Consider the following 22311-nt stretch of genomic DNA (forward strand, 5'->3'; position numbering starts at 1 on the left):
TTCCCGCTCACCCGGCGTGACGGCTCTTTACCGGTACAGGGATGTCGAGGCCGAAGCGTCGGGAGGGCAACTGTTTTCTAGCGGGGCATGTACCCCAGGTGCCAGCGCCGCGGAATCTTCAGCGACACCAGCCCCAACAGCGCCGACAGCACCCCGCTGACCAGCAGCGCACGAATCCCCATGTGGTGCTCCAGCAACGCACCGATCACCGCACCCACAAACATCCCGGCCCACGGGATCAGTTGCACGCGCCAGCCGTTGCGGCGTTCACCGAGCATCCAGCGGCCCAGTCCGCGACCAAAGCGTGACAGCGCCCCGGTGACATAGGTAAGCCCCACGGGCAACCCGTTCACTTCTTCGACGGCGGCATTCAGCATGCCCATGGCGATGATCGCTGCCAGCAACGCCGGCAATTGATCGGCGAACGGCCAGGCCGCAGCCCCGCACAGCAGGGTGGCGATGCACAGCAACAGGGGCAGGGCGTGGCGCCGGCTGACGCGGCTGACCATCACGCCCAGCGCATTCCCGGCGATAAACGTCGCCACCAGCAGTGTCAGGCGCCCGGTAAGGCCCAGGTCGCCTTCGCTGATCGCCACGGCGAGGCGCGTGGTGTTGCCGCTCATGAACGAGACAAAATCCCCGCTGGCCATGAAACCAATCGCATCGGTCATGCCCGCCAGCACGGAAAGGCTGGCCACCAGCAGCAACCCGACACGCCCGCGCCATTTGTGGCGATGCAGCAAGGCGGCGTTGGTGTAGGGCTTCAGGGATGAAGGCAGCATGGGGCCGGGTTCCTCGGTGAGATTATCCGGCCACTACCGTAGGGCGCTTCGTGCTCCGCTGCAATGACTTGGCGCACTTACAGGCGTTCGGCCAGTTGCTCCAGAAACATCGCCAGCCCGACTTCCTCGGCTTTCAAGCCTTTGCGCACTCGGGGCTTGGGCAGTTTCGCCAGTTCGCCCAGGCTGAAATGCTCCAGCACCGCCGGGTGGATGTAGCACTTGCGACACACCGCCGGGGTGTTGCCCAATTGCTTGGCAACGTTCTTGACCATCTCCACCACATGTTTCCTGGCGTCGGATTCCGGCTGCCACTCAAGCTCGCGCAGCACTGCCAGCGCCAGGGCGCTGCCGGCCCAGGTGCGGTAGTCCTTGGCGGTAAAATCCGCGCCGGTCAGGGTGTGCAGGTAGGCATTCACATCGGTGGAACTGACGGTATGGCGCTCGCCGTTCTCGTCCAGGTACTGGAACAGGTTCTGCCCCGGCAACTCCAGGCAACGCTTGATCACCGTGGCCAGGCGCCGGTCCTTGACGCTGATCTGGTGCTCGATGCCGCTCTTGCCGCGAAACTGGAACAGGATCTCACTGCCCTTGATATCCACATGGCGGGTGCGCAGGGTGGTCAGGCCGTAGGAGCGGTTGTCGCGGGCATATTGGGTATTGCCGACGCGGATCAGGGTGGCGTCGAGCAGCAGCACCACCGTGGCCAGGACCTTTTCCCGATTGAACCCGGGCGCCTCGATCTGTGCTTCCAACTGTTTGCGCAACTTGGGCAGCGCGCTGCCGAACTGTTGCAGCCGGGAGTATTTGTCGGTGTCGCGCACCTCGCGCCAGCGCGGGTGGTAGCGGTACTGCTTGCGCCCCCGGGCATCCCGCCCGGTGGCCTGCAGATGGCCGCGCGGGTCGGCGCAGATCCACACATCGGTATAGGCCGGCGGCACTGCCAGTGCGTTGATGCGTTTGATTTCGTCGGCATCGGTTATGCGTGTGCCGTCGGCCTTGAAGTATTGGAATTTGCCCCGCAGCTTTTTCCGGGAGATCCCGGGCTGGGTATCGTCGACGTAATGCAGGTCGCGGGGCAGGTCGGCAAGCAACGCAGGATCGGGCATGGCGCAAATTCCTTGGCAGGTATTTCTGATTGACCGCAGGGTTTTGCGGTCGTGCCAACAAGTTTGCTCCCCCGTAGCAGCTGTCGGGCAGTCAGGCCAGTACCGCCACCGCCTTGATTTGCGCCCACAGCGTCTGGCCGGGATGCAGCTGCAACTGGTCCCGCGAATAACGGGTGATGCGCGCCAGCAGCGGCGTGCCGGCGGCGTCCAGGCTTACCAGCACGTGGGCTGCGTTGTCCGCCGGGATTTCCTCGGTCACCGTCACCGGCAGGCGATTGAGGATGCTGCTGTGTTTCTCGGCCTGCAGGCTCAAGCTGACGTCCCGCGCCTGGATCTTGAAACGCAACGGTTTGCCCAGCGCCAATGGTGCATGGGCCACGCGCATCTGCAATTGGCTCGCGGGCAATTGCAGGGTGAGCAACTGGTAATGCTCGTCGTAGGCGCAGACCGTTCCGTTGATCACCACGCCGGCGTCGTCGCCCAGGGCCATGGGCAGGTCAAGCCGGGCCAGGGTCTCGCCGATGGGACCGCTGGCCAGGGCCTTGCCGTCACTGAGCAACACGATGTGATCAGCCAGGCGCGCCACTTCGTCCTGGGCATGGCTGACGTACAGCACCGGAATCTCCAGTTCGTCATGCAGGCGCTCTAGGTATGGCAGGATTTCACTTTTGCGTTTGCTGTCCAGCGCGGCCAACGGTTCATCCATCAGCAACAGGCTCGGGCTGGTGAGCAGGGCGCGGGCGATTCCGATGCGCTGGCGCTCACCGCCGGAAAGGTGCTGCGGATGGCGGTCCAGCAGGTGGCCGATGCCCAGCAACTCGGTGGCGTGGGCCATCTCCACGCGGCGTTGCTGGCGCGGGATGCGCTTGAGGCCGAACTCCAGGTTGGCCAGCACCGACAAATGCGGGAACAGGCTGGCTTCTTGAAACACGTAGCCCAGGGCGCGTTTGTGGGGTGGCACGAACAGTCCTTTGCGGCTGTCTTGCCAGACCTCGTCGTTGATCTGCACGAAACCCTCTTCAGCCCGCTCCAGCCCGGCGATGCAACGCAGGCAGGTGGTCTTGCCGGAGCCGGAATGGCCGTACAGCGCCGTCACCCCGCGACCGGGCAGGTGCAGGTCGACGTCCAGGGCAAACCCGGAATACTTCAGTTGCAGGCGCACCTCGATCATCGACATCAGCTCCAGCCCGCCTTGGTTTTACGGCTGGAGTAGAGCGCCAGCAACACCAGGAAAGAAAACACCACCATGGACCCGGCCAGCCAGTGGGCCTGGGCATATTCCATGGCTTCGACGTGGTCGTAGATCTGCACCGAGACGACCCGGGTCTTGTTGGGAATATTGCCGCCGATCATCAGTACCACGCCGAACTCGCCGACGGTGTGGGCAAAACCGAGAATCGACGCGGTGATAAACCCTGGGCGCGCCAGGGGCAGGATCACCGTGAAAAAGGTGTCCCAGGGATTGGCCCGCAAGGTCGCGGCCACTTCCAGCGGGCGAGTGCCGATGGCGGAGAAGGCGTTTTGCAACGGCTGCACCACGAACGGCATCGAATAGATCACCGAGCCAATCACCAACCCGGCGAAGCTGAAGGTCAGGGTGCCCAGGCCCAGCCATTGGGTGAACTGGCCGAAGTAGCCATTGGGGCCCATGGTCAGCAGCAGGTAGAAGCCGATCACCGTGGGTGGCAACACCAACGGCAAGGCCACCACCGCGCCAATGGGGCCGCGCCACCACGAGCGGGTGCGCGACAGCCACAGGGCTATCGGAGTGCCGATGACCAGCAGGATGACCGTGGTCAGCGATGCCAGTTTCAGGGTCAACCAGATCGCGGAAAAATCGGCACTCGACAGCGGCATTTACAGCTCGTAACCGTAGGACTTGATCACCGCGGCGGCTTTCGGACCCTTGAGGTATTCAACCAGGGCCTTGGCGGCGGCGCTGTCCTTGCCCTTGTTGAGGATTACCGCGTCCTGCTTGATCGGGTCATGCATCGACGACGGCACGATCCAGGCCGAACCGCTGGTGACTTTGCCGTCCTTGTAGATCTGCGACAGCGCTACAAAACCCAGTTCGGCGTTGCCGGTGGAGACGAACTGATAGGCCTGGGTAATGTTCTGGCCCTCAACGAGCTTGTCCTTGACCTTCTCGGTCAGGCCTTCCTTCGCCAGCACCTGGGTGGCGGCCAGGCCATAAGGCGCGGCTTTCGGGTTGGCGATGGACAGGTGCTGGAACTGGTTTTTCTTCAGCACTTCGCCCTTGGCATCGACGTAGCCTTCCTTGGCCGACCATAGCGCCAGGGTGCCGACCGCGTAGGTGAAGCGCGAGCCCTTGACGGTGTCGCCCTCGGCTTCGAGCTTCTGCGGGGTGGTGTCGTCGGCGCTGAGAAACACTTCAAACGGCGCGCCGTTCTTGATCTGGGTGTAGAACTGGCCGGTAGCGCCGTAGGCAGCGACCAGTTTATGGCCGGTGTCTTTTTCAAAGTCGGCGGCAATCGCCTGGATCGGTGCGGTGAAGTTGGCAGCCACGGCCACCTGTACTTCATCGGCATTCGCCGAGGAGAAGGCAAACGCGGCGATCAGGGTAGCGAGGGCCGTGGGGGCCAGGCGTGAGGCGCGAATCATCATCAAGAAGCTCCTTGGGGTTTGCGGCTTGTTAGGCAGAGGGGGACTACCGCTATGTATGGGAATATATAGCGGTTGGCCACTGCCGGTACAGCGCAAAGTTGTCCCGGGAGTTCAGGTTCAGCCTCGGCCGAGTTTTTCCAGGGTTTGCGCGGCCAGTTGCAGCGTCAGGTCATAGCTGGAGATGTCTTTGCCGAGGCGCAGCGCCTGGCCCGACCACAAGTTGCTGAAGCCGGCTTCGTCCTTGGCCTTGAGCGGCATCAACGCACCGCCGGACAGCGGGAACGCCGGCGCCGTGGGGTTGATCGCGCCCAACTCACGCATTACGCGGTTGATGATGCCCCGCGCCGGGCGCCCGGTGAACAGGTTGGTCAGCGCGGTTTCACTGGCCTGGGCAGTGCGCAAGGCTTGGTGGTGTGACTTCGAGACGGTGGCCTCGGGGGTAAACAGGTACGCGGTGCCAATCTGCACCGCTGACGCGCCAAGGGCGAAGGCCGCGACAATGCCCCTGGCATCCCCGATGCCGCCGGCCGCAATCACCGGCACGCGCACGGCATCGACGACCTGTGGCACCAGCGCCATGGTGCCGATCTGGCTATTCAGGTCGTCGCTGAGGAACATCCCGCGATGGCCACCGGCTTCGCTGCCCATGGCGATGATTGCATCGCAGCCGTGCTGTTCCAGCCAGATGGCTTCTTCGACGGTGGTAGCCGACGACAGCACTTTCGCCCCGGTGGCCTTGACCCGGTCCAGCAGGGTTTTTTCCGGCAGGCCGAAGTGAAAGCTCACCACTTCCGGGCGGAATTCTTCCACCACTTCACAGGCGGCGTTGTTGAACGGTGCGCGGTTGGAGACGGGCGTCGGCGCGTCAAAATCGGCGCCCAGCTCGCGGTAGTAGGTTTCCAGCAGGTTCTTCCACTGAAGGTCGCGGTGAGCATCCGGCGTCGGTGGCTGATGGCAGAAGAAATTTACGTTCAGCGGCCGCGAACTGGCCTGGCGAATCGTGGTGAGTGCTTCGCGCAGTTGCTCGATGCTGAGCGCCGCCGCCGGCATTGAACCGAGGGCGCCGGCCTGATTGGCCGCGATCACCATGGCCGTGCTCGTTGCATTGGCCATGGGCGCCTGAATGATCGGTAACTCGATGCCCAGCAGGTCAAGAATTCGGGTGTCTGGCCAGGTGCTCATGGGACGCTTCTCCAACGGTGGAATGCTGTTCTGTCGTTTTAGCAGGGCCAGGCAGCACCAGGCCAGTCTGTATTATTCACTGGACGAATCCAGTGTTTCATGGGCGGTTATCAGTTGATGGCGTCACCCAGTACTTCATGAATCCGCTGGGCAATATGCGCGGCGTGGGTTTCCAGGGCGAAGTGGCCGGTGTCGAGTAATTCCACCACGGCGTTGGCGTTGTCGCCTTTGTAGGCATGGGCGCCCGGCGGGATGAAGAAGGGATCGTTCTGGCCCCAGATCACCAGCGCCGGCACTTGCGTGGCCTTGAAAAACGCCTGGAACGCCGGGTACAGCGTCAGGTTGTTGCGGTAGTCGAGGAACAGGTCCAACTGGATCTCGTCATTGCCGGGACGCTGCATCAGGAGCACGTCGAGCATGTAGGACTCCGGCGCCACCAACTCCGGTTGCGACACGCCATGCAGGTACTGATAACGCGTGCCTTCCAGGCTGATGACCGCGTTGCGAATCACCTCGCGATTGGCCTGGCTCGGCTCGGCCCAGTAGGCCCGGATCGGATCCCAGGCGTCACCCAAACCTTCCAGGTAAGCATTGCCGTTTTGCGATATCAGCGCGCTGACCCGTTCCGGGTGGGCCACGGCGAGGCGCAGGCCCACCGGTGCGCCGTAGTCGAACACATAGAGGGCATAGCGACTGAGGTTCAGGGCGTCGACGAAGTGGCCAACGGTGATCGCCAGATTATCGAAGCTGTAGTGGTAATTGCGTTCGGCGGGGACTTCAGTGAAGCCGAAGCCTGGCAAGTCCGGGGCGATGATCCGGTAACGGGTGGCAAGCAGCGGGATCAGGTCACGGTACATATGGGACGAACTGGGAAAGCCATGCAGCAGCAACAACACCGGCGCGGACGGGTCGCCGGCTTCACGGTAGAAAATGCGCACACCATCGGCATCAACGTGCTGATAGCGAACAACCGGGGCTGAAATCGACATGATCGTAGTCCTCTTTGTAACTGGTTAAATTGATTTGTTGGGTTACTGGTTTTGCAGGCTGCGCTTGAAAATGTAACCTGTCAAATTAATTTAATGGGTTACTGATTGACGAATTTAGTAACTATTCAAAAGCGAAATCAGCGGTTACGATGGCGCGGACTTGAAGAGGATTCGCCATGCCCGCCATCACCCCATCCCCATTGGAACCCTACGTCCTGGCTGATCATCCCGTGCTGGACATGCTCAATACCCGGGCGAATGTCGACGGTGTGCCCTTTGAATTCTGGCAAGGCGATGCCGATGTCGAGCGCTGGCTGGTGCGGCTTGGCTGGGCCGAGGAGGGCGCAGTACCGGTATTTGAGGAGGGGGCATTGCTGGGCGCGGCGCGGGGATTGCGGGAAGTGATCCGCGTGTTACTGGAGCAGCGCAAGGCCGGCCAGCAGGGCGATCCCGGCGCGCTGAATGCGTTCCTGCGCAAGGCGGTCAGTCACCCGCAACTGGCTTGGCCGGCGCCTGGCGAGTTGCGGCTGGAGCGCCAGCGCAAGGTGCAGACTGCCGAGCAGTTCCTGGCGCCGATTGCCGAAGCCGCCGCGACGTTACTGGTGGAAGGGGATTTCGGCCTGATCCGCACCTGCGAACATCCCGAGTGCGTGCTGTGGTTCTACGACCGCACCAAGGGCCACAGGCGCCGCTGGTGCAGCATGGCGCTGTGTGGCAATCGGCATAAGGTGGCCGAGTTTCGCAAGCGCAAACTGGTGTAGACGTCCTCAGGATTCTGCCGGGCTTTCGCGCTCCAGCAACTGCCGCTTGCGCTCGACCCCCCAGCGGTAGCCCGACAGATTGCCGTCGGCGCGCACCACGCGATGGCAGGGAATCGCCACCGCCAGGCTGTTGGCACCACATGCCTGGGCCACGGCGCGATAGGCGGTCGGCGCGCCGATGCGCTGGGCGATCTCGGCGTAGCTGGCGGTGCACCCCACCGGGATTTCCCGCAAGGCTTGCCACACGCGTTCCTGAAACGCAGTGCCGCGCAAGTCCAGGGGCAAGTCCAGGCCCAGGGCCGGCGCTTCGATGAAGCCCACCACCTGGGCGATCAATTGTTCGAAGTCGTGATCGGCACCCAGCAGATTGGCGCGGGGAAACTGGTCCTGCAGGTCGCGCACCAGTTTGTCCGGGTCATCCCCCAGCAGGATCGCGCACACACCGCGATTGCTCTGGGCCACCAGAATGGCGCCCAACGAGCATTGGCCAACGGCAAAGCGAATATCCGTATTGGTGCCGCCGGCTTTGTAGTCGCGGGGCTTCATGCCGAGCAATTGGTCGGCAGCCTCATAAAAGCGGCTGTTGGAATTGAAGCCGGCGTCGTACAGCGCATCAGTCACCGAGTGCTGGTCCTTGAGGCCGTCCCGTACCTTGCGCGAGCGATGAGCGCTGCCGTAGCGCTTGGGCGTCAGGCCGGTCACCGCCTTGAACACCCGATGAAAATGGAACGGGCTCAAGCCGGCGAGGGCGGCCAGATCTTCAAGGGGCGGCAGGGTTTCGGCCTGTTCGATGTGCCGACAGGCCGCTGCCACCAGTTGCGCATGGCGTGCGGCCACCTGGGTCTGGTCCCCCGACGCGCGCTTGTTGGGCCGGTAGCCCGCCGCTTCAGCCTGTTGCGGGGTGTCGAAGAACTCGACGTTCTCCGGGCGCGGGCGCCGTGCGGAACTGCTGGGGCGACAGTACACACCGGTGGTTTTCACACCATAGACGAAGGTCAAGTCGGCCTTGGCGTCTCGGGCGACAATCGCTGCCCAGCGGGGGTCTTGTTCGGTGGCGTGGCGCGCGGTCATGGTGGTGGCTCCTGGTTGAAGAATGCCAGGTTAGTCCCGTGGGGCATTCCCATCACTCCGATGCTTGCGGTCAAGTTCATCCGGCCGTGCGAAACGTCAGGTTGATGCGCTGCGGCCCCATGACCGGATGCGTGCCGGGCTTGATCGGCATCACGCCGTGAAAGCGCAGGCGGTCCACGCCGCCCCACACCACTACGTCGCCATGGAACAACGAGACTTTTTGCGTCTTGTCGCTGCGCTCATGGCCGCCGAACAGGAAGATCGCCGGTAAACCCAATGACACCGAGACCACCGGGGCGGCATAGCGACGCTCGTTCTTGTCCTGGTGCAGGGACATTTTCGCGCCTGGCACATAGCGGTTGATCAGGCAGGCATCCGGCTCGAAATCGTCGAAACCTGCATCTGCTGCCGCCATCACGGCCAGTTCGCGCAATGCGGCCGGCAGGGCTGGCCAGGGTTGTTGGTTATTCGGGTCAATCGGGGAGTAGCGATAACCGGTGGAGTCGGTCGTCCAGCCCAAGTCACCGCAACTGCTTAACGCCGCCGACATGGTAAAACCACCGGGCGTGACCATTTGCCGGAAGGGCGATTGAGCCAATACCCGTCGCAGTTCCGGTAGCAAACGCTCGAGCCAGGGCAGGGCATAGCCCCTGAGGACGTAGGATTGTTCACCGATTTGCTCGCGCCCCGGGGGCTGTTGCAGCGCCTCATCGGCGAACAAATCGGCGGTTGATCCGGGAAGGGTCTTACTGCGCATCGTGAAAAATCACTCCCAAGGTATGCCGGGTACCACTGTGCAGAACACTGACCCCATGGCGCAAGGTCACCCGATGAAACCCCCTAACACTCGGCATGGGTCGCTGATTGACCGCGAAAATTACCGCGTCACCCTGGTTAAGAGGGACGACCTGGGCCCGGGATTGCATTCTTGGCCGCTGCTCCGTCAGCACCAACTCCCCGCCACGAAAGTCCTCTCCCGGCTGCGACAACAGGATGGCTACTTGTAGGGGAAACACATGTTCCCCGTACAGATCCTGATGCAGGCAGTTGTAGTCGCCTGGGCCGTATTGCAGCAATAACGGGGTAGGGCGTTGCTGCCCGGCAGCGTGGCAGCGGGCAATGAAGTCGGCATGGTGCACCGGATAGGTGATCGGCAGGTTCATCTGTTCGTTCCAGCGATTGGCCTGGGGCGCCAGGAACCCATACAGCTGTTCACGCAGCGCGCAGATCGGCGCTGGCAGCGGGTAGCGGAAATATTTGTATTCGCCCCGGCCAAAGCCGTGCCTGGCCATCATCACATGGGAGCGAAACAGTTCGGGTCGGGGGTAGTGGCCGCTCAGTTCAGCGCATTCCTGCTGATCCAGCAGGGCCGGAATCAGTGCGTTACCCTGTTCATCGAGGGCTTGCTCGATGGCGGCCCAGTCCAGCTTGGCCAGGCGTTCATGCAGTGGAGTGGAAGGCATCGACAAGTTCCTGTGGCAGCGCATTAGGGCTGCCAGTCTAGAAAGTCGTCAGCGTCAGAACACTCCGATGCTTGCGCTCGAATTACAGCGCCTTGCTCACATTGATGTCGGTAATCTCATCGCTGGCATCGTGGATTTTCGCCAGGGCTTCCTTGGCTTCCTCCACGCTGCCTGCTTGCAGTTGGGCGAACTCGAAGCGGCGCTCACCGTTGAGTTTGTACTTGATCACATATTTGGTGGTAGTCACGGGCATTCCTGTCAGCTCAGTTTCGAATTGGTGCGGCGCACAATGCGGATCTTGTGGGACAACGTCGGCTTTTTGGTCACGCTGATGGCGCGGCGGGTCACGACATCCAGGGTGATGTTCCAGAACCCGGTGCTGGGCGCAGTGATTTTTGCCGGGAACTTGTCGAACGCGCCGCCGTGGTAAGTATGGCGGCCGCCGTTCTTGAAGCTGCGAAAGTTGGCATCGCTCATCAGGCGGATGTTGCAGGTTTGCGAGCATTCAATGACGACAATATCTCCTTCATTGAGGTGCTCACGCTGGTGGATGAATTTCATAAGGTGTCTCCAGAAGGGCTTTTTCTGAAAAATCAGAACGATACGTAGGTTAAGATGGAGTTTATCAGCCCCAGCACGTTTATTATCGGACCGTCGTCGACGACTTCGACAATTTAAAACAGTTATTTACCGAGTTATCAGGGATAAATCCTACGTGGGCGGGAGAAAAATACCTTCTTCGCTGTCGTAGGGTCTTTATCGGAGGTTTTTATATGAAGTGGAGTGTGTTGGTTCTGGCCCTGGCGTTGGGTGGATGTGCTTCGGTGGCGGATATCAAGCAGACCCCACCAACGCTGGCAGTGATCTCCGGGAAAAAACCACAGGAATACGCGGCGTGCGTTGTCCAGAAATTGTCTAAAACCCGCAGGCCTTCGCAGATCGAGCCTCACAAGGATGGTGTTCAAGTTATCGTACCGCAGAAGTTTTCTGCCGACCCGTCGGCCATTTTTGAAATTGAAGAGCGCTCCAGCGGGAGCAGTATCAAGCTCTACGAGAGCATGTCCAATGTGCCTATTCGTCCAGGTGACGTGAAGGCTGCGGGGGAAGCGTGCATTTCCGGCTGAGTCTGTAGCCGCCCACCTCGAATCCGATCAAGAAGCCCGACCCTGCTGCCGCAGCGTCGGGCTTTTTTGTGCGCGAGGTTCAGTACACCGTCCTTTGCTCGCGGATGAGTGTTGTCGCGACCGGGCCATTGCCCTACCATTTGTAGGCTTATGCCTAATTCGCCTAAGCATATAACTATAAAAATGGAGTCGTGATGATGTCTCTGGAACGAGTTCTGATGGGTAGCGCGTTGTTGCTGATGTTGGGCAATGCCCACGCGCTGGAGGGAAAAAACGTTTATATGCAGGGCGGCTCGCAGCCGGGAGCTGCGCCGTGCGTGGCCTGCCACGGGGCTGATGGCCTGGGGCTGGCAGCCGCGGGTTTTCCGCGTTTGGCCGGTTTATCGGCGGGGTATTTGCGTAAGCAACTGCACGATTTTAAAAGTGGCGCCCGGAACAGCCCGGTGATGCAGCCACTGGCCAACGCCCTCACGGAAGAGGAAGTCAGCGCTGTAACCCGGCAGCTGGCGGCAATGCCTGCGCCCGCACCTGTGCCGGTGCACCGCAGCGAGATGCCTACTGACGCTGCGCAAAAGATTGCCCTGCAAGGCGCGTGGGAGCGCCAGATTCCGGCCTGTGTCAGCTGTCATGGCCCGGCCGGCGTGGGCGTCGGCGACGGGTTTCCACCCCTGGCCGGACAATCTGCGGCCTACCTCGCGGCGCAGTTGAACGCCTGGCGCAGCGGCACGCGCCATAACGATCCGAATGATCTGATGGGCCATATCGCCAAATCCCTCAGCGCTGAAGAAGTGCAGGCCGTGGCCACCTATTTTGCCTCGTTGAGCGGCCAGGAGGCCAAGCCATGAAGCGCTTCTTGTTTGCTCCGCTGCTGGGAAGCCTGATCGGCGTACCCGTCCATGCCGCCCCTATTGCCATGGAAGACCAGTCACAGTTGCAGCCAGCCGGCGCTCATGGGGCTGCCGTGCAGTTCCAGCCGCCCAAAGAAAGCGAGCTGCCGGACAACGCCTACGGCAAGCTGGTGAAACAGGGCTACGCGCTGTTTGTCGACACCAAGCGCCTGGCGCCGCAATTTGTCGGTAATGGCCTCAATTGCAGCAATTGCCACCTGGACCAGGGTCGCCTGGCCAATTCGGCGCCGCTGTGGGGTGCCTACCCGATGTACCCGGCGTATCGGAAAAAGAACGACAAGGTCAACACCTTCGCCGAGCGTTTGCAGGGCTGTTTCCAGTTCAGCATGAATGGCGGCACGCCACCGGCTGCAGACAGCCCGGAGATTACCGCGCTGTCGGTATATGCCTACTGGCTGGCGAGCAAGGCTCCCTTGGGCGTCGAACTGCCGGGCCGTGGCTACCCGGACGTGCCGGCACCCGCCAAGGGTTACGACCTGGCCCAGGGCGCAGAGGTCTACAAGGGCCAGTGCGCGGTGTGCCATGGCGCCGAAGGCCAGGGCCAGAAAGTGGGCGACAACTACGTGATGCCGCCGCTCTGGGGTAAAGACTCCTACAACTGGGGCGCCGGGATGCATCGAATCAATACGGCAGCGTCCTTCATCAAGCACAACATGCCCCTGGGCCAGGGCGGCAGCCTGACCGACCAGCAAGCCTGGGACGTGGCGGCCTACGTCAACCGTCACGAGCGTCCTCAGGACCCGCGCCTGGTGGACGGCTCCGTGGAGAAAACCCGGGTGAAGTTCCACGCCAATGACGGCGTCAATCTTTACGGGCAGACGGTCGATGGCGTACTGATTGGCCAAGGCATCCGTTAAACTGTCGATAACCCATAAAAAATGCCGCTGAATCAGCGGCATTGTCTTTTCGGAAACTCAGTCATGAAACGTGAGCAAGTCAGGGAACAGCATGCAGGGGGGCATATTTCTGCGACCCATGTGATTCAAAATCCCGCGGATACGGGCGAGTGGATCGTGTTCTTCAAGAAGAGCGGCGGTCGCAGCTACTTCCTGGTGGATGACCAGGATGAAGTCGAATCCTTCTCCCGCCTGGACGACTTGATCGAGACCATTCGCGGCCTGGGCATCAAGTTCGCCGAAATTCACATGTAGTTATTTGCAGACCACCGTCACGCTGCGGGTCTTGTAGTTGCCGACATCCTTGCCCAGGGTCTTGTCGCTTTCTTTCAGGGCCGGTGTGCCTTCGGTGCCGACAATCCGGTAGCCGGTGCCCGCGCAGGACGCATCAGCCTTTTCATAACAGCTGGCCCAGGAGTTGGCTTCGCCGGAGCAGTCGATGGCCAGTCCTTGTTCGCCGTTCTTCAGGACCGTGTCGGAAGTGGTGGTGCAGCCACCGGTAAGCGCCAGTACCGCAATCAGTGCCAGGATCTTGTTCATGTAGGAGTCGTCATCAGGGTGTTGGAGGGGAGCGCTGACACTGTCGTGGGGCGTTACAGGCGAGATTATAGCGAACCGCCATCAACGTACAGACAAACACAAAAAAGCCCCGTCAAACGAGGCTTGATTGGCGTTACCGCGGTGTTACTTGGTTTTCGGACGCTTGCTCGACGCGTGGCCGGCCTCATCCACAAACACTTCGGCCACGGCACAGGCTTGAGCTTCGGTCGCGAATGCGCCGGCAACGCTGTCGCCATGGAAGTTGATCAAGTGCCAGCCGTCCGCTCGCTTGGTGATCAGGTAGCCGTTCACGCCTTTTGGTTCTGACATCTATCAATCTCGTTGTCTGGTTCAAGGGCGTAATGATAGCGCCAAACGGCGTGGGGCGGCGCAAGTTGTTGCAGGTCAGTGCCGATCGTCATAAAGCGTGCTAAAAAGGTTGGAGCCCTTTGAATGACGGGCACAAGCCGACGATTTCTAACAGCGGCGAAGGTACTTGATTGAATGCCGGCGGAACTTACGCCGACATTTTTTCTCTATGTTGACATCGCAACGCCAGCAGGACCCATTGTAAGGTGACTGCGGCCTGATTAGACTGCGCCGAATTTCGTACGCACAGCCCTTTGTAAGGACTCATATGATCAAGAAATGCTTGTTCCCAGCAGCCGGTTACGGCACTCGCTTCCTGCCAGCGACCAAGGCCATGCCCAAAGAAATGCTGCCGGTGGTGAACAAGCCACTGATCCAGTATGGCGTGGAAGAAGCACTGGATGCCGGCCTGAACGAAATCTCGATCGTGACCGGCCGTGGCAAACGCGCCCTGGAAGACCACTTCGACATCAGCTACGAGCTGGAAAACCAGATCAAGGGCACCGACAAGGAAAAATACCTGGTCGGCATCCGTAAGCTGCTCGACGAGTGCTCGTTCTCCTACACCCGCCAGACCCAAATGAAAGGCCTGGGTCACGCGATCCTGACCGGTCGTCCGCTGATCGGTGACGAACCGTTCGCCGTGGTACTGGCCGATGACCTGTGTGTAAACCTGGAAGGCGACGGCGTCCTGACCCAGATGGTCAAGCTGTACCAGAAGTACCGTTGCACCATCGTCGCGGTTCAAGAGGTCGATCCTCAGGAAACCAACAAGTACGGCGTGATTGCCGGCGACGATATCGGTGATGGCCTGATCCGCGTACGCGACATGGTTGAAAAGCCAGCGCCGGAAGATGCTCCGTCGAACCTGGCGATCATCGGCCGCTACATCCTGACCCCTGACATCTTCAAGCTGATCGAAGAAACCGAGCCAGGCAAGGGTGGCGAGATCCAGATCACCGACGCCCTGCTGAAGCAGGCAAAAGACGGTTGCGTGATTGCCTACAAGTTCAAGGGTCGTCGTTTTGACTGCGGTGGCGCTGAAGGCTACATCGAAGCGACCAACTTCTGCTACGAGCACTTCTACAAGACTGGCAAGGCTTACTGATTCATCGTTGCCAGCCCGTTGAAAAAGCCTGCGAGTCGAAAGACCGCAGGTTTTTTTATGCCTTGCCCAAATAGCGGCTGGGGGCTTCGCCCAGTACCCGCTTGAACATTGCACCAAACGCATTGCCGTTGGCATAGCCCATGTCCCGTGCAATAGCCCCCAATGGTCGGCCCTGGGCTAACTGGCAAACGGCTTCGGCAATCCGTAGCTGCTGGCGCCATTGGTTGAAGCTCAGCCCGGTTTCATCCCGAAACCGCCGGCGCAGGGTGCGCACGCTGGCGCCGATGGATTCACTCCAGTCTTCCAGGGTGGCCGGGTTCGCCGGGTCTTCCAGAAGCATTTCACACACACTGAGCACGCGTTTGTCCCGGGGCAATGGCAGGCTGCAGCCTTCGGTTTCAGTCGCGGATATCAACTGGTGCAGCAGCAATGGCGTGAGCAGGGCAGTGTGGGCGTCGGGTGCGAGCATGCCCAGAATCAGCTCCCGCAGCAGCGGCTCCACCCTGATCAATCGGCAGGATTGCCACGCCGTGGGTAATTGATCGCTTTCCACGTACAGTGCGCGCATCGCAACCTCACCGACCATGTGCAATTCATGGTCGACACCCGGCGCAATCCAAAAGCCGTATGCCGGCGGGACGGTCCAGGCGCCCATGCGGGTCAACACCCGGATCACGCCTTGGGTGGCGTGCACCAGTTGGCCATATTCATGGCTGTGCCAAATCTCTCGTGCGCCATCGACATAGTCATGGGCCCGAACCCGTAATTCCTCGCTGGTGCTGCGAGCGGGCGCCCCAAAGCGTTTACGCCAGATGTTGTCCAATCAAGAATGATTCCTGAGATGTAGGTTGGAACGGTCATTAATTGACCCGTGCGCGTAGAAGAATGACCGGATCTTTAACGCGATTCAATATTAAATAAGAACGATTAACAAAAAGACTTTTCAAGGAATCGTCATGTCCGGTGCGTTGTCTTCTCCTCCGTTTTACCTTTCCAGGCTGGCGCTGGTGGTGTTGGCGCTTGCTCCTGTTGTGTGGGCCGATGACGCGCCCATCGTGTTGAAGGACACCGCGGTGACAGCCGCCGAGGCCGAGCCGGCAGACGGCGTGGTGCCAGGCTATGTGGCGCGCAACACCACCGTGGGCACCAAAACCGGCGCGCCGATCGTGGAGACGCCGCAATCGATCTCGGTGGTCAGCCGCCAGCAGATGGATGACCAGGCGGCGCAAACCGTCGACCAGGCATTGCGCTACACACCAGGGGTTTACTCCCAGGATAACGACCTGCGGTTTGACCAGTTGAGCATTCGCGGCTTCGATGCCGACTCCTACCTCGACGGGCTCAAGCTCAATCGCACGACCTGGTTCGCTACGCCTCGGGTCGACCCTTGGTTTCTGGAGCGCATCGACGTGCTGCGCGGGCCAGCTTCCGTGCTGTACGGCCAGAGCGGGCCGGGCGGCCTGGTGGACATGCAGAGCAAGCGGCCGACGGATGAGCCACTGCACGTGTTGCAAATGAGCGTGGGCAATGACAACCGCTATCAGGCCGGCTTCGATTTTGGCGGGCGCCTGGACGAGCAGGGCGATGTGACCTATCGGCTGACCGGGCTGGGCCGCATGGCCGATACCCAGACCGATCACATCAAGGACCAGCGCATCGCCATCGCGCCGGCCATCACCTGGAACATCGACGACGACACCAGCCTGACCCTGCTGGCCAACTATCAATACGACCCGGAAGGTGGGCTGTTCAACCCGGTACCCGCGTATGGCACCGCGCTGCACAACCCGAATGGGCGCTTGCGCCCCGATGATTACCTGGGCGACCCTGACCGCGATCGCTTCAAGCGCAATCAGTTTTCCCTGGGCTACGCGTTCAGCCACCGGTTCAACGACACCTGGAGCTTTCGCCAGCACCTGCGCTATATGCATGATGACGTCGACTACTACCAGACTTCCCTCACCGGGCCGCTGGACGCCAACCTTGCCACCGCGCCGCTGTGGGCCAACGTCAATCATGAGCACCTTGGCCAGTTCGCCCTTGATAACCAGTTGCAGTCCGACTTCAGCACCGGCCCGGTCAAGCACACTGTGCTGATGGGGGCGGACTTCCAGCGGCTGTTGCAGACCATCAACCGGGGCGGTCAGTATTTCCCGAGTGCGATCAATATCTACAACCCCGACTTCAGCGCCTTGCCGAGGGTGCCGGTGTCCATCAACCAATACACCACCCAGAGCCAGTTTGGCGTGTACCTGCAGGACCAGCTCAGCTTCGACCATTGGCGCTGGCTGATCGGTGTGCGGCAAGACTGGGCGCGTACCTACGACAATCAGGACAGCGCGTTGACCGGCGCCAACCTGAGCAACACGCGCCAGCACGACGAGAAACTCACCTGGCGTTCGGGCCTGAGCTACGTGTTTGATAACGGCGTTGCGCCGTATGTCAGCTACAGCGAATCGTTCCAGCCGCAACTGGGCACTGACCGGCTGGGCGCGACATTTGTGCCGACCACCGGCAAGCAGTACGAAGCCGGCGTTAAATACCAGCCTGTGGGCTCCCGCAGCCTGTACAGCGCGGCAGTGTTCGACCTGCGTCAGCAAAACGTCCTGACCACCGACGATGTCGACCCCAATTTTGCCACCCAGAAAGGCGAAATCCGCTCCCGCGGCATCGAGCTGGAAGCCCATGCCGAGGTCACCTCGAACCTCAGCCTGATCGGTTTTTACACCTGGATGGACCAGCGCATCCTCAAATCCAATGACGGCGACCAGGGCGAACACCCGACCGGCATCCCGGGCAAGAGTGCCTCGCTGTGGGCGGACTACACCTTCCACGACGGCCCGCTGCAGGGCGTCGGTTTCGCGGCGGGTGCGCGCTATTTCGGGCCGAGCTACGGCAGCGCCGACAACACGCTGGAGGTGTCATCGCGCACGCTGTTTGATGCCGCGGCGCACTATGACGTGCAGAACTGGCGCCTGGCCCTCAACGCCAGCAACCTGTTCAACAAGGAATACCTGGCCTACTGCAGCAACGGTTTCCTTTGCTACTGGGGCGCAACCCGTTCGTTGCAGGCCAGCGCGACGTATCGCTGGTAAGGCGCTGACCTCTGGCGCGGCAGCAGGTATGCTGTTGTCCTGCCGAGGAGAGTGAAATGGCCTACGATTTTGACCTTTATGTAATTGGTGCCGGTTCCGGCGGTGTGCGCGCTGCACGATTCGCTGCGGGTTTTGGCGCCAAAGTGGCAGTGGCTGAAAGCCGCTACCTGGGCGGTACCTGCGTGAATGTGGGCTGCGTACCGAAGAAACTGTTGGTGTACGGCGCGCATTTCGCCGAAGACTTCGAGCAGGCCAGCGGTTTTGGCTGGTCCCTGGGTGAAGCGAATTTCGATTGGGCGACCCTGATCGCCAACAAGGATCGTGAAATCAACCGTCTCAATGGCATCTACCGCAACCTGCTGGTCAACAGCGGCGTGACCCTGCACGAAGGGCATGCGCGGCTGGTGGACCCGCACCAGGTAGAAATCAACGGCGAGCGTTTTACCGCCAAACACATTCTGGTAGCCACCGGTGGCTGGCCGCAGATCCCGGACATCCCGGGGCGCGAGCACGCCATTGGCTCCAATGAGGCGTTCTTCCTCAAGGAGCTGCCCAAGCGTGTGCTGGTAGTCGGCGGTGGCTATATCGCCGTCGAGTTCGCCGGGATTTTCCATGGCCTGGGCGCACAGACTTCGCTGCTGTATCGCGGCGACCTGTTCCTGCGCGGTTTTGACGGCTCGGTGCGCACGCACTTGAAGGAAGAGCTGACCAAGCGCGGCCTGGACCTGCAGTTCAACGCCGACATCGAGCGTATCGACAAACAGGCCGATGGCAGCCTCAAGGCCACCTTGAAAGATGGCCGCGTGCTGGAAGCCGATTGTGTGTTCTACGCCACCGGCCGGCGCCCGATGCTCGATAACCTGGGGCTGGAAAACACCGGCGTCAAGTTGGACAAGCGCGGTTTTGTCGAAGTGGATGAGCTGTACCAGACCGCCGAGCCGTCGATCCTGGCGATTGGTGATGTGATCGGCCGCGTGCAACTGACGCCAGTGGCCCTGGCTGAAGGCATGGCCGTGGCACGTCGCTTGTTCAAGCCTGAGCAATATCGTCCGGTGGACTACGCGATGATCCCGACGGCGGTGTTCAGCCTGCCGAATATCGGCACCGTGGGCCTCAGCGAAGAGCAGGCCCGTGAAGACGGGCACAAGGTGCAGGTGTTCGAAAGCCGCTTCCGGCCGATGAAACTGACCCTGACCGACTGCCAGGAAAAGACCTTGATGAAGCTGGTGGTCGACGCCGAGACCGACAAGGTCCTGGGTTGCCACATGGTCGGCCCCGACGCTGGCGAGATCGTGCAGGGCCTGGCGATCGCGCTCAAGGCTGGCGCGACCAAGCAGCATTTCGATGAAACCATCGGCGTGCACCCAACGGCGGCGGAAGAGTTCGTCACCATGCGCACGCCAGTGGCGCAGTAATCAGCCCTCGGTAGTTGCTTCCGGCACCGTCGCAACGACGGCTGCCAGGCGCAGCGCATCAATACTGGCCTGGGCCTTGACCAGGTCCAGTTCCAGGGTTTTGTTGGTCTTCTGATGCTCGGCCAGCGCTTCCTGGCGCGCCTGATTCTCCAGTTGGGCAACTCGCAAGCGCTCCTGCAACAGGGTACGCTCGCTGTCGATCACACTCACTTGCTCGCTCAATTGACGCTGCTGTTCACGGTCCTGGCGAGCCTGTTCCTGCAGTGCGCTCAATTCCTTCACGGTCACCCGATGCTCGATCAGCAGGCGCTCGTTATCGCGGTGCAACTGAGTGATTTCATCCTGGCGCACCATCGCGCTCTGCTGGGCCTGGCGCAGCTCTGCCTGGACCTGCTGCAACTGGCCTTCATGGCGACGCTGTTCCTGCTCACGCTGGTCCTTGATCGCATTGCGGTAATGCTCCAGGGCGTCCCGGGCATGCAGGTGCTTCTCTTCCAGTGAGCGAATCTGCTCGTCCTTGTCGTTGATCCGCAACTCGTAATCGCTGCACGCCTGGCTCAGCCCGGCGTTGCGGGTTTGCTCGGTTTGCAGGCTGGAGCGAGTGCTTTGCAAGGCCGCGCTTTCATCGGCCAGGGCGGCGGACTGGATATCGAACTGCTGCTTGAGCTGGGAGTGGGCCGCTTCCAGCTCCTCAACCTGGGCGAGCAGGGCGGTTTTCTGTTGCTGGAACTGCGCCAGGGCCAGGTCGATAGGCTCCTGGGCCTTCTCCTTCAGGCGCTGGGCCAGTCGCGCCACCAGTTCACCCAGTTCGTCGTCGATGGGCGCTTCGGTGATGGTCTGGCGGGTTTCGCTTTCGTCCAGCTCCTTCAGATAGCGGTGAATCGTGGTTTTCGAGCCGGTATTGCCCATCTCGATGCGTACTGCATCGATGCTCGGGTTTTCGCCACGGGCAAGGATCGCCAGGCGTGCCGTTTGAACTACTGCTTTATTGATGCCGCCGCGAGCCATGGAGTCTCCGTCGATTTAGTACTGTGGTACGTAGTATGTATATACGTACTATATCACGATTGTTTTAAAGCCGAAATTGATGATTTATCAGATGGGATATTGGCGTATTATCCCGTGTGATACAGGTTTTGAAATGGACAACAGCCAATGGCAGTACAGGCATGAGTGAGCTGGACCGTTATCTGAATGCGGCCACCCGCGATAACACCCGCCGCAGCTATCGAGCGGCAATCGAGCATTTCGAGGTGAATTGGGGTGGATTCCTGCCGGCGACCAGCGACAGCGTGGCGCGCTATCTGGTGGCGCATGCGGGCGTGCTGTCGGTCAACACGTTGAAGCTGCGTTTATCGGCGCTGGCCCAGTGGCACACCAGCCAGGGGTTTCCTGATCCGACCAAGGCGCCAGTGGTGCGCAAAGTCCTGAAAGGCATTCGCGCCCTGCACCCGGCTCAGGAAAAACAGGCGGAGCCATTGCAACTGCAGCACCTGGAGCAGGTCATCCAGTTCCTCGAACAGGAAGGCCACGACGCCCGGCGCGCAGAAGACCATCCTCGATGGCTGCGGGCCAAGCGTGACGCGGCGTTGATCCTGCTGGGTTTCTGGCGTGGCTTTCGCAGCGATGAGTTATGCCGGTTGAATATCGAGCACGTGCAGGCGGTGCCCGGTTCGGGCATCACCCTGTATCTACCGCGCAGCAAAAGTGATCGGGAAAATATCGGCCGCACCTACCAGACGCCGGCGCTGTTGCGGCTGTGCCCGGTGCAGGCCTATAGCGAATGGCTCAGCGCTTCAGCGCTGGTGCGCGGCCCGGTGTTTCGCGGCATTGATCGTTGGGGCAACCTGGGCGAGGAGGGCTTGCACGCCAACAGCGTGATCCCGCTATTGCGCCAGGCGCTGGAGCGCGCCGGGATTGCGGCCGATCAGTACACCAGCCACTCCCTGCGCCGGGGCTTCGCTACCTGGGCTCATCGCAGTGGCTGGGACTTGAAGTCGTTGATGACTTACGTCGGCTGGAAAGACATGAAATCGGCCATGCGCTATGTTGAAGCGACGCCCTTTCTCGGCATGACCCGAGCATCCCTCGAGTGATTCAAGGTTTCTTCTATTAATACAGTCTCTTGATAGTGAAAACCAATCGTCAGCATCAGGTTTGCCAATGAGCCATCGGCCGGGAGAGTGGGTAGGATTCACCTCATCAACTTACTAAGCCCTTCTACAAACCTGACGGAGAGTCAACGATGCCTATCATCAACAGCCAAGTAAAACCGTTCAAAGCTACCGCCTACAAAAACGGCAACTTCGTAGACGTGACTGATGCTGACCTGAAAGGCAAATGGTCTGTCGTCTTCTTCTACCCAGCCGACTTCACCTTCGTCTGCCCAACCGAACTGGAAGACCTGGCTGACAACTACGCCGAATTCCAGAAACTGGGCGTCGAAATCTACAGCGTTTCCACCGACACCCACTTTGCCCACGCTGCCTGGCACAACACCTCGCCAGCCATTGGCAAAATCCAGTACACCATGATCGGCGACCCGACCCTGACCATCTCCCGCAACTTCGACGTGCTAATCGAAGAAGCTGGCCTGGCAGACCGTGGCACCTTCGTGATCAACCCTGAAGGCCAGATCAAAATCGTTGAACTGAACGATGGCGGCGTTGGCCGTGACGCTTCCGAGCTGCTGCGCAAAATCAAGGCGGCCCAGTACGTTGCTGCTCACCCGGGCGAAGTCTGCCCAGCCAAGTGGAAAGAAGGCGAGGCCACCCTGGCTCCGTCCCTGGACCTGGTCGGCAAGATCTAAGTCTGTGAAATGCCAAGGGCGGGTTACCGCACCTAAGTAAGCTGCATCCGCCCTCGAAACGCCCGGGC

The 22311-nt window shown here is 60.8% G+C and carries 26 protein-coding genes; 10 read left to right on the forward strand and 16 right to left on the reverse strand.

What is annotated here, in order from left to right; genetic code table 11:
* Nucleotides 1-77: 77 nt before the first annotated feature.
* The 7 genes from JV201_RS13685 to JV201_RS13715 form a co-directional block, all read right to left on the reverse strand.
* Nucleotides 78-782, reverse strand: a complete 705-nt coding sequence (locus tag JV201_RS13685) for a YoaK family protein (RefSeq protein WP_003212598.1) — start codon at nt 780-782, stop codon at nt 78-80.
* A 77-nt stretch (nt 783-859) separates the two neighbouring features.
* Nucleotides 860-1888 carry a DNA topoisomerase IB gene (locus tag JV201_RS13690; RefSeq protein WP_102369005.1) on the reverse strand — a complete coding sequence of 343 codons (1029 nt, stop codon included), beginning with the start codon at nt 1886-1888 and terminating at the stop codon, nt 860-862.
* 91 nt (nt 1889-1979) lie between these two features.
* Nucleotides 1980-3065, reverse strand: coding sequence for a molybdenum ABC transporter ATP-binding protein (modC, locus tag JV201_RS13695; RefSeq protein WP_219407077.1), 1086 nt, complete (start codon nt 3063-3065; stop codon nt 1980-1982).
* Nucleotides 3065-3745 (reverse strand): molybdate ABC transporter permease subunit, encoded by a 681-nt coding sequence (gene modB, locus JV201_RS13700; protein ID WP_177027854.1) that lies wholly within the window; start codon nt 3743-3745, stop codon nt 3065-3067. Before modB ends, modC begins: the two co-directional genes overlap by 1 nt.
* Nucleotides 3746-4513, reverse strand: a complete 768-nt coding sequence (gene modA, locus JV201_RS13705) for a molybdate ABC transporter substrate-binding protein (RefSeq protein WP_102604918.1) — start codon at nt 4511-4513, stop codon at nt 3746-3748.
* Nucleotides 4514-4630: 117 nt separating this feature from the next.
* The gene (locus JV201_RS13710; RefSeq protein ID WP_219407078.1) at nt 4631-5695 is read right to left on the reverse strand and encodes a nitronate monooxygenase family protein; all 1065 of its coding nucleotides are present in this window, start codon (nt 5693-5695) and stop codon (nt 4631-4633) included.
* A gap of 110 nt (nt 5696-5805) precedes the next feature.
* Complete coding sequence (locus JV201_RS13715) at nt 5806-6684, reverse strand: alpha/beta fold hydrolase (RefSeq protein ID WP_214498839.1); 879 nt, start codon at nt 6682-6684, stop codon at nt 5806-5808.
* 176 nt (nt 6685-6860) lie between these two features.
* On the opposite strand from JV201_RS13715, the gene JV201_RS13720 reads away from it, so the two are divergent.
* Nucleotides 6861-7445 carry an ABATE domain-containing protein gene (locus tag JV201_RS13720; protein ID WP_177008530.1) on the forward strand — a complete coding sequence of 195 codons (585 nt, stop codon included), beginning with the start codon at nt 6861-6863 and terminating at the stop codon, nt 7443-7445.
* Between the two features lie 6 nt (nt 7446-7451).
* On the opposite strand, the gene ada is transcribed toward JV201_RS13720, so the two are convergent.
* The 5 genes from ada to JV201_RS13745 all read right to left on the reverse strand — a co-directional run bounded on the left by ada (nt 7452) and on the right by JV201_RS13745 (nt 10540).
* A complete protein-coding gene (gene ada / locus JV201_RS13725) occupies nt 7452-8516 on the reverse strand; it encodes a bifunctional DNA-binding transcriptional regulator/O6-methylguanine-DNA methyltransferase Ada (protein WP_008432501.1) in 1065 nt (354 codons plus the stop codon).
* A 76-nt stretch (nt 8517-8592) separates the two neighbouring features.
* The gene (gene alkB / locus JV201_RS13730; RefSeq protein ID WP_134326567.1) at nt 8593-9273 is read right to left on the reverse strand and encodes a DNA oxidative demethylase AlkB; all 681 of its coding nucleotides are present in this window, start codon (nt 9271-9273) and stop codon (nt 8593-8595) included.
* Entirely contained in the window at nt 9263-9979 is a 717-nt protein-coding gene (locus tag JV201_RS13735; RefSeq protein ID WP_177023086.1) for a 2OG-Fe(II) oxygenase, read from the reverse strand. Before JV201_RS13735 ends, alkB begins: the two co-directional genes overlap by 11 nt.
* Nucleotides 9980-10061: 82 nt before the next feature.
* Entirely contained in the window at nt 10062-10226 is a 165-nt protein-coding gene (locus tag JV201_RS13740; protein WP_166742130.1) for a hypothetical protein, read from the reverse strand.
* 11 nt (nt 10227-10237) lie between these two features.
* Nucleotides 10238-10540: a DUF1883 domain-containing protein gene (locus JV201_RS13745; protein WP_003212586.1), complete on the reverse strand. Its 303-nt coding sequence runs from the start codon at nt 10538-10540 to the stop codon at nt 10238-10240.
* A 212-nt stretch (nt 10541-10752) separates the two neighbouring features.
* On the opposite strand from JV201_RS13745, the gene JV201_RS13750 reads away from it, so the two are divergent.
* From JV201_RS13750 to JV201_RS13765, 4 genes are all read left to right on the forward strand, one after another.
* Nucleotides 10753-11103: a hypothetical protein gene (locus JV201_RS13750; RefSeq protein ID WP_003212585.1), complete on the forward strand. Its 351-nt coding sequence runs from the start codon at nt 10753-10755 to the stop codon at nt 11101-11103.
* 194 nt (nt 11104-11297) lie between these two features.
* Complete coding sequence (locus tag JV201_RS13755) at nt 11298-11948, forward strand: c-type cytochrome (RefSeq protein ID WP_256344302.1); 651 nt, start codon at nt 11298-11300, stop codon at nt 11946-11948.
* On the forward strand, nt 11945-12868 hold the full coding sequence (locus JV201_RS13760; protein WP_003212583.1) for a c-type cytochrome: 924 nt from the start codon (nt 11945-11947) through the stop codon (nt 12866-12868). The genes JV201_RS13755 and JV201_RS13760 overlap by 4 nt, the downstream gene beginning before the upstream one ends.
* A 63-nt stretch (nt 12869-12931) precedes the next feature.
* Nucleotides 12932-13162 (forward strand): hypothetical protein, encoded by a 231-nt coding sequence (locus JV201_RS13765; protein ID WP_003212582.1) that lies wholly within the window; start codon nt 12932-12934, stop codon nt 13160-13162.
* Here JV201_RS13765 and JV201_RS13770 read toward each other — a convergent pair whose 3' ends face one another.
* Nucleotides 13163-13447 carry a hypothetical protein gene (locus JV201_RS13770; RefSeq protein WP_003212581.1) on the reverse strand — a complete coding sequence of 95 codons (285 nt, stop codon included), beginning with the start codon at nt 13445-13447 and terminating at the stop codon, nt 13163-13165.
* Nucleotides 13448-13591: 144 nt separating this feature from the next.
* Entirely contained in the window at nt 13592-13777 is a 186-nt protein-coding gene (locus JV201_RS13775; protein WP_003212580.1) for a hypothetical protein, read from the reverse strand.
* Between the two features lie 307 nt (nt 13778-14084).
* Between JV201_RS13775 and galU the strand changes: the two genes are divergently transcribed.
* On the forward strand, nt 14085-14924 hold the full coding sequence (galU, locus tag JV201_RS13780) for a UTP--glucose-1-phosphate uridylyltransferase GalU (protein ID WP_003212579.1): 840 nt from the start codon (nt 14085-14087) through the stop codon (nt 14922-14924).
* 55 nt (nt 14925-14979) lie between these two features.
* Here galU and JV201_RS13785 read toward each other — a convergent pair whose 3' ends face one another.
* Nucleotides 14980-15747, reverse strand: a complete 768-nt coding sequence (locus JV201_RS13785) for a helix-turn-helix domain-containing protein (RefSeq protein ID WP_177020095.1) — start codon at nt 15745-15747, stop codon at nt 14980-14982.
* A 133-nt stretch (nt 15748-15880) separates the two neighbouring features.
* On the opposite strand from JV201_RS13785, the gene JV201_RS13790 reads away from it, so the two are divergent.
* Together JV201_RS13790 and gorA are read left to right on the forward strand one after the other, a co-directional pair.
* The gene (locus tag JV201_RS13790) at nt 15881-18019 is read left to right on the forward strand and encodes a TonB-dependent siderophore receptor (protein WP_134326572.1); all 2139 of its coding nucleotides are present in this window, start codon (nt 15881-15883) and stop codon (nt 18017-18019) included.
* A 56-nt stretch (nt 18020-18075) separates the two neighbouring features.
* Nucleotides 18076-19434, forward strand: coding sequence for a glutathione-disulfide reductase (gorA, locus tag JV201_RS13795; protein WP_102369015.1), 1359 nt, complete (start codon nt 18076-18078; stop codon nt 19432-19434).
* Here gorA and JV201_RS13800 read toward each other — a convergent pair whose 3' ends face one another.
* A complete protein-coding gene (locus tag JV201_RS13800) occupies nt 19435-20442 on the reverse strand; it encodes a DNA-binding protein (protein ID WP_177027858.1) in 1008 nt (335 codons plus the stop codon). It abuts the gene before it with no gap.
* A gap of 161 nt (nt 20443-20603) precedes the next feature.
* Between JV201_RS13800 and JV201_RS13805 the strand changes: the two genes are divergently transcribed.
* Nucleotides 20604-21530 carry a site-specific integrase gene (locus tag JV201_RS13805; protein WP_008432517.1) on the forward strand — a complete coding sequence of 309 codons (927 nt, stop codon included), beginning with the start codon at nt 20604-20606 and terminating at the stop codon, nt 21528-21530.
* A 149-nt stretch (nt 21531-21679) separates the two neighbouring features.
* Complete coding sequence (ahpC, locus tag JV201_RS13810) at nt 21680-22243, forward strand: alkyl hydroperoxide reductase subunit C (protein WP_003173835.1); 564 nt, start codon at nt 21680-21682, stop codon at nt 22241-22243.
* Nucleotides 22244-22311 lie beyond the last annotated feature (68 nt).

It is taken from the genome of Pseudomonas sp. Colony2 (assembly GCF_019382755.1).
In the GTDB taxonomy this organism is placed as follows: domain Bacteria; phylum Pseudomonadota; class Gammaproteobacteria; order Pseudomonadales; family Pseudomonadaceae; genus Aquipseudomonas.

Coding starts and splice junctions, on each gene's coding strand:
- JV201_RS13710 (WP_219407078.1), bottom strand. CDS start 5,695: ATGAGCACCTGGCCAGACACCCGAATTCTTGACCTGCTGGGCATCGAG.
- JV201_RS13760 (WP_003212583.1), top strand. CDS start 11,945: ATGAAGCGCTTCTTGTTTGCTCCGCTGCTGGGAAGCCTGATCGGCGTA.
- JV201_RS13745 (WP_003212586.1), bottom strand. CDS start 10,540: ATGAAATTCATCCACCAGCGTGAGCACCTCAATGAAGGAGATATTGTC.
- JV201_RS13770 (WP_003212581.1), bottom strand. CDS start 13,447: ATGAACAAGATCCTGGCACTGATTGCGGTACTGGCGCTTACCGGTGGC.
- JV201_RS13715 (WP_214498839.1), bottom strand. CDS start 6,684: ATGTCGATTTCAGCCCCGGTTGTTCGCTATCAGCACGTTGATGCCGAT.
- JV201_RS13755 (WP_256344302.1), top strand. CDS start 11,298: ATGATGTCTCTGGAACGAGTTCTGATGGGTAGCGCGTTGTTGCTGATG.
- gorA (WP_102369015.1), top strand. CDS start 18,076: ATGGCCTACGATTTTGACCTTTATGTAATTGGTGCCGGTTCCGGCGGT.
- JV201_RS13805 (WP_008432517.1), top strand. CDS start 20,604: ATGAGTGAGCTGGACCGTTATCTGAATGCGGCCACCCGCGATAACACC.
- JV201_RS13800 (WP_177027858.1), bottom strand. CDS start 20,442: ATGGCTCGCGGCGGCATCAATAAAGCAGTAGTTCAAACGGCACGCCTG.
- modB (WP_177027854.1), bottom strand. CDS start 3,745: ATGCCGCTGTCGAGTGCCGATTTTTCCGCGATCTGGTTGACCCTGAAA.
- galU (WP_003212579.1), top strand. CDS start 14,085: ATGATCAAGAAATGCTTGTTCCCAGCAGCCGGTTACGGCACTCGCTTC.
- JV201_RS13750 (WP_003212585.1), top strand. CDS start 10,753: ATGAAGTGGAGTGTGTTGGTTCTGGCCCTGGCGTTGGGTGGATGTGCT.
- JV201_RS13765 (WP_003212582.1), top strand. CDS start 12,932: ATGAAACGTGAGCAAGTCAGGGAACAGCATGCAGGGGGGCATATTTCT.
- JV201_RS13690 (WP_102369005.1), bottom strand. CDS start 1,888: ATGCCCGATCCTGCGTTGCTTGCCGACCTGCCCCGCGACCTGCATTAC.
- JV201_RS13685 (WP_003212598.1), bottom strand. CDS start 782: ATGCTGCCTTCATCCCTGAAGCCCTACACCAACGCCGCCTTGCTGCAT.
- JV201_RS13735 (WP_177023086.1), bottom strand. CDS start 9,979: ATGCCTTCCACTCCACTGCATGAACGCCTGGCCAAGCTGGACTGGGCC.
- JV201_RS13775 (WP_003212580.1), bottom strand. CDS start 13,777: ATGTCAGAACCAAAAGGCGTGAACGGCTACCTGATCACCAAGCGAGCG.
- ahpC (WP_003173835.1), top strand. CDS start 21,680: ATGCCTATCATCAACAGCCAAGTAAAACCGTTCAAAGCTACCGCCTAC.
- ada (WP_008432501.1), bottom strand. CDS start 8,516: ATGACCGCGCGCCACGCCACCGAACAAGACCCCCGCTGGGCAGCGATT.
- JV201_RS13790 (WP_134326572.1), top strand. CDS start 15,881: ATGTCCGGTGCGTTGTCTTCTCCTCCGTTTTACCTTTCCAGGCTGGCG.
- modA (WP_102604918.1), bottom strand. CDS start 4,513: ATGATGATTCGCGCCTCACGCCTGGCCCCCACGGCCCTCGCTACCCTG.
- alkB (WP_134326567.1), bottom strand. CDS start 9,273: ATGCGCAGTAAGACCCTTCCCGGATCAACCGCCGATTTGTTCGCCGAT.
- JV201_RS13720 (WP_177008530.1), top strand. CDS start 6,861: ATGCCCGCCATCACCCCATCCCCATTGGAACCCTACGTCCTGGCTGAT.
- modC (WP_219407077.1), bottom strand. CDS start 3,065: ATGTCGATGATCGAGGTGCGCCTGCAACTGAAGTATTCCGGGTTTGCC.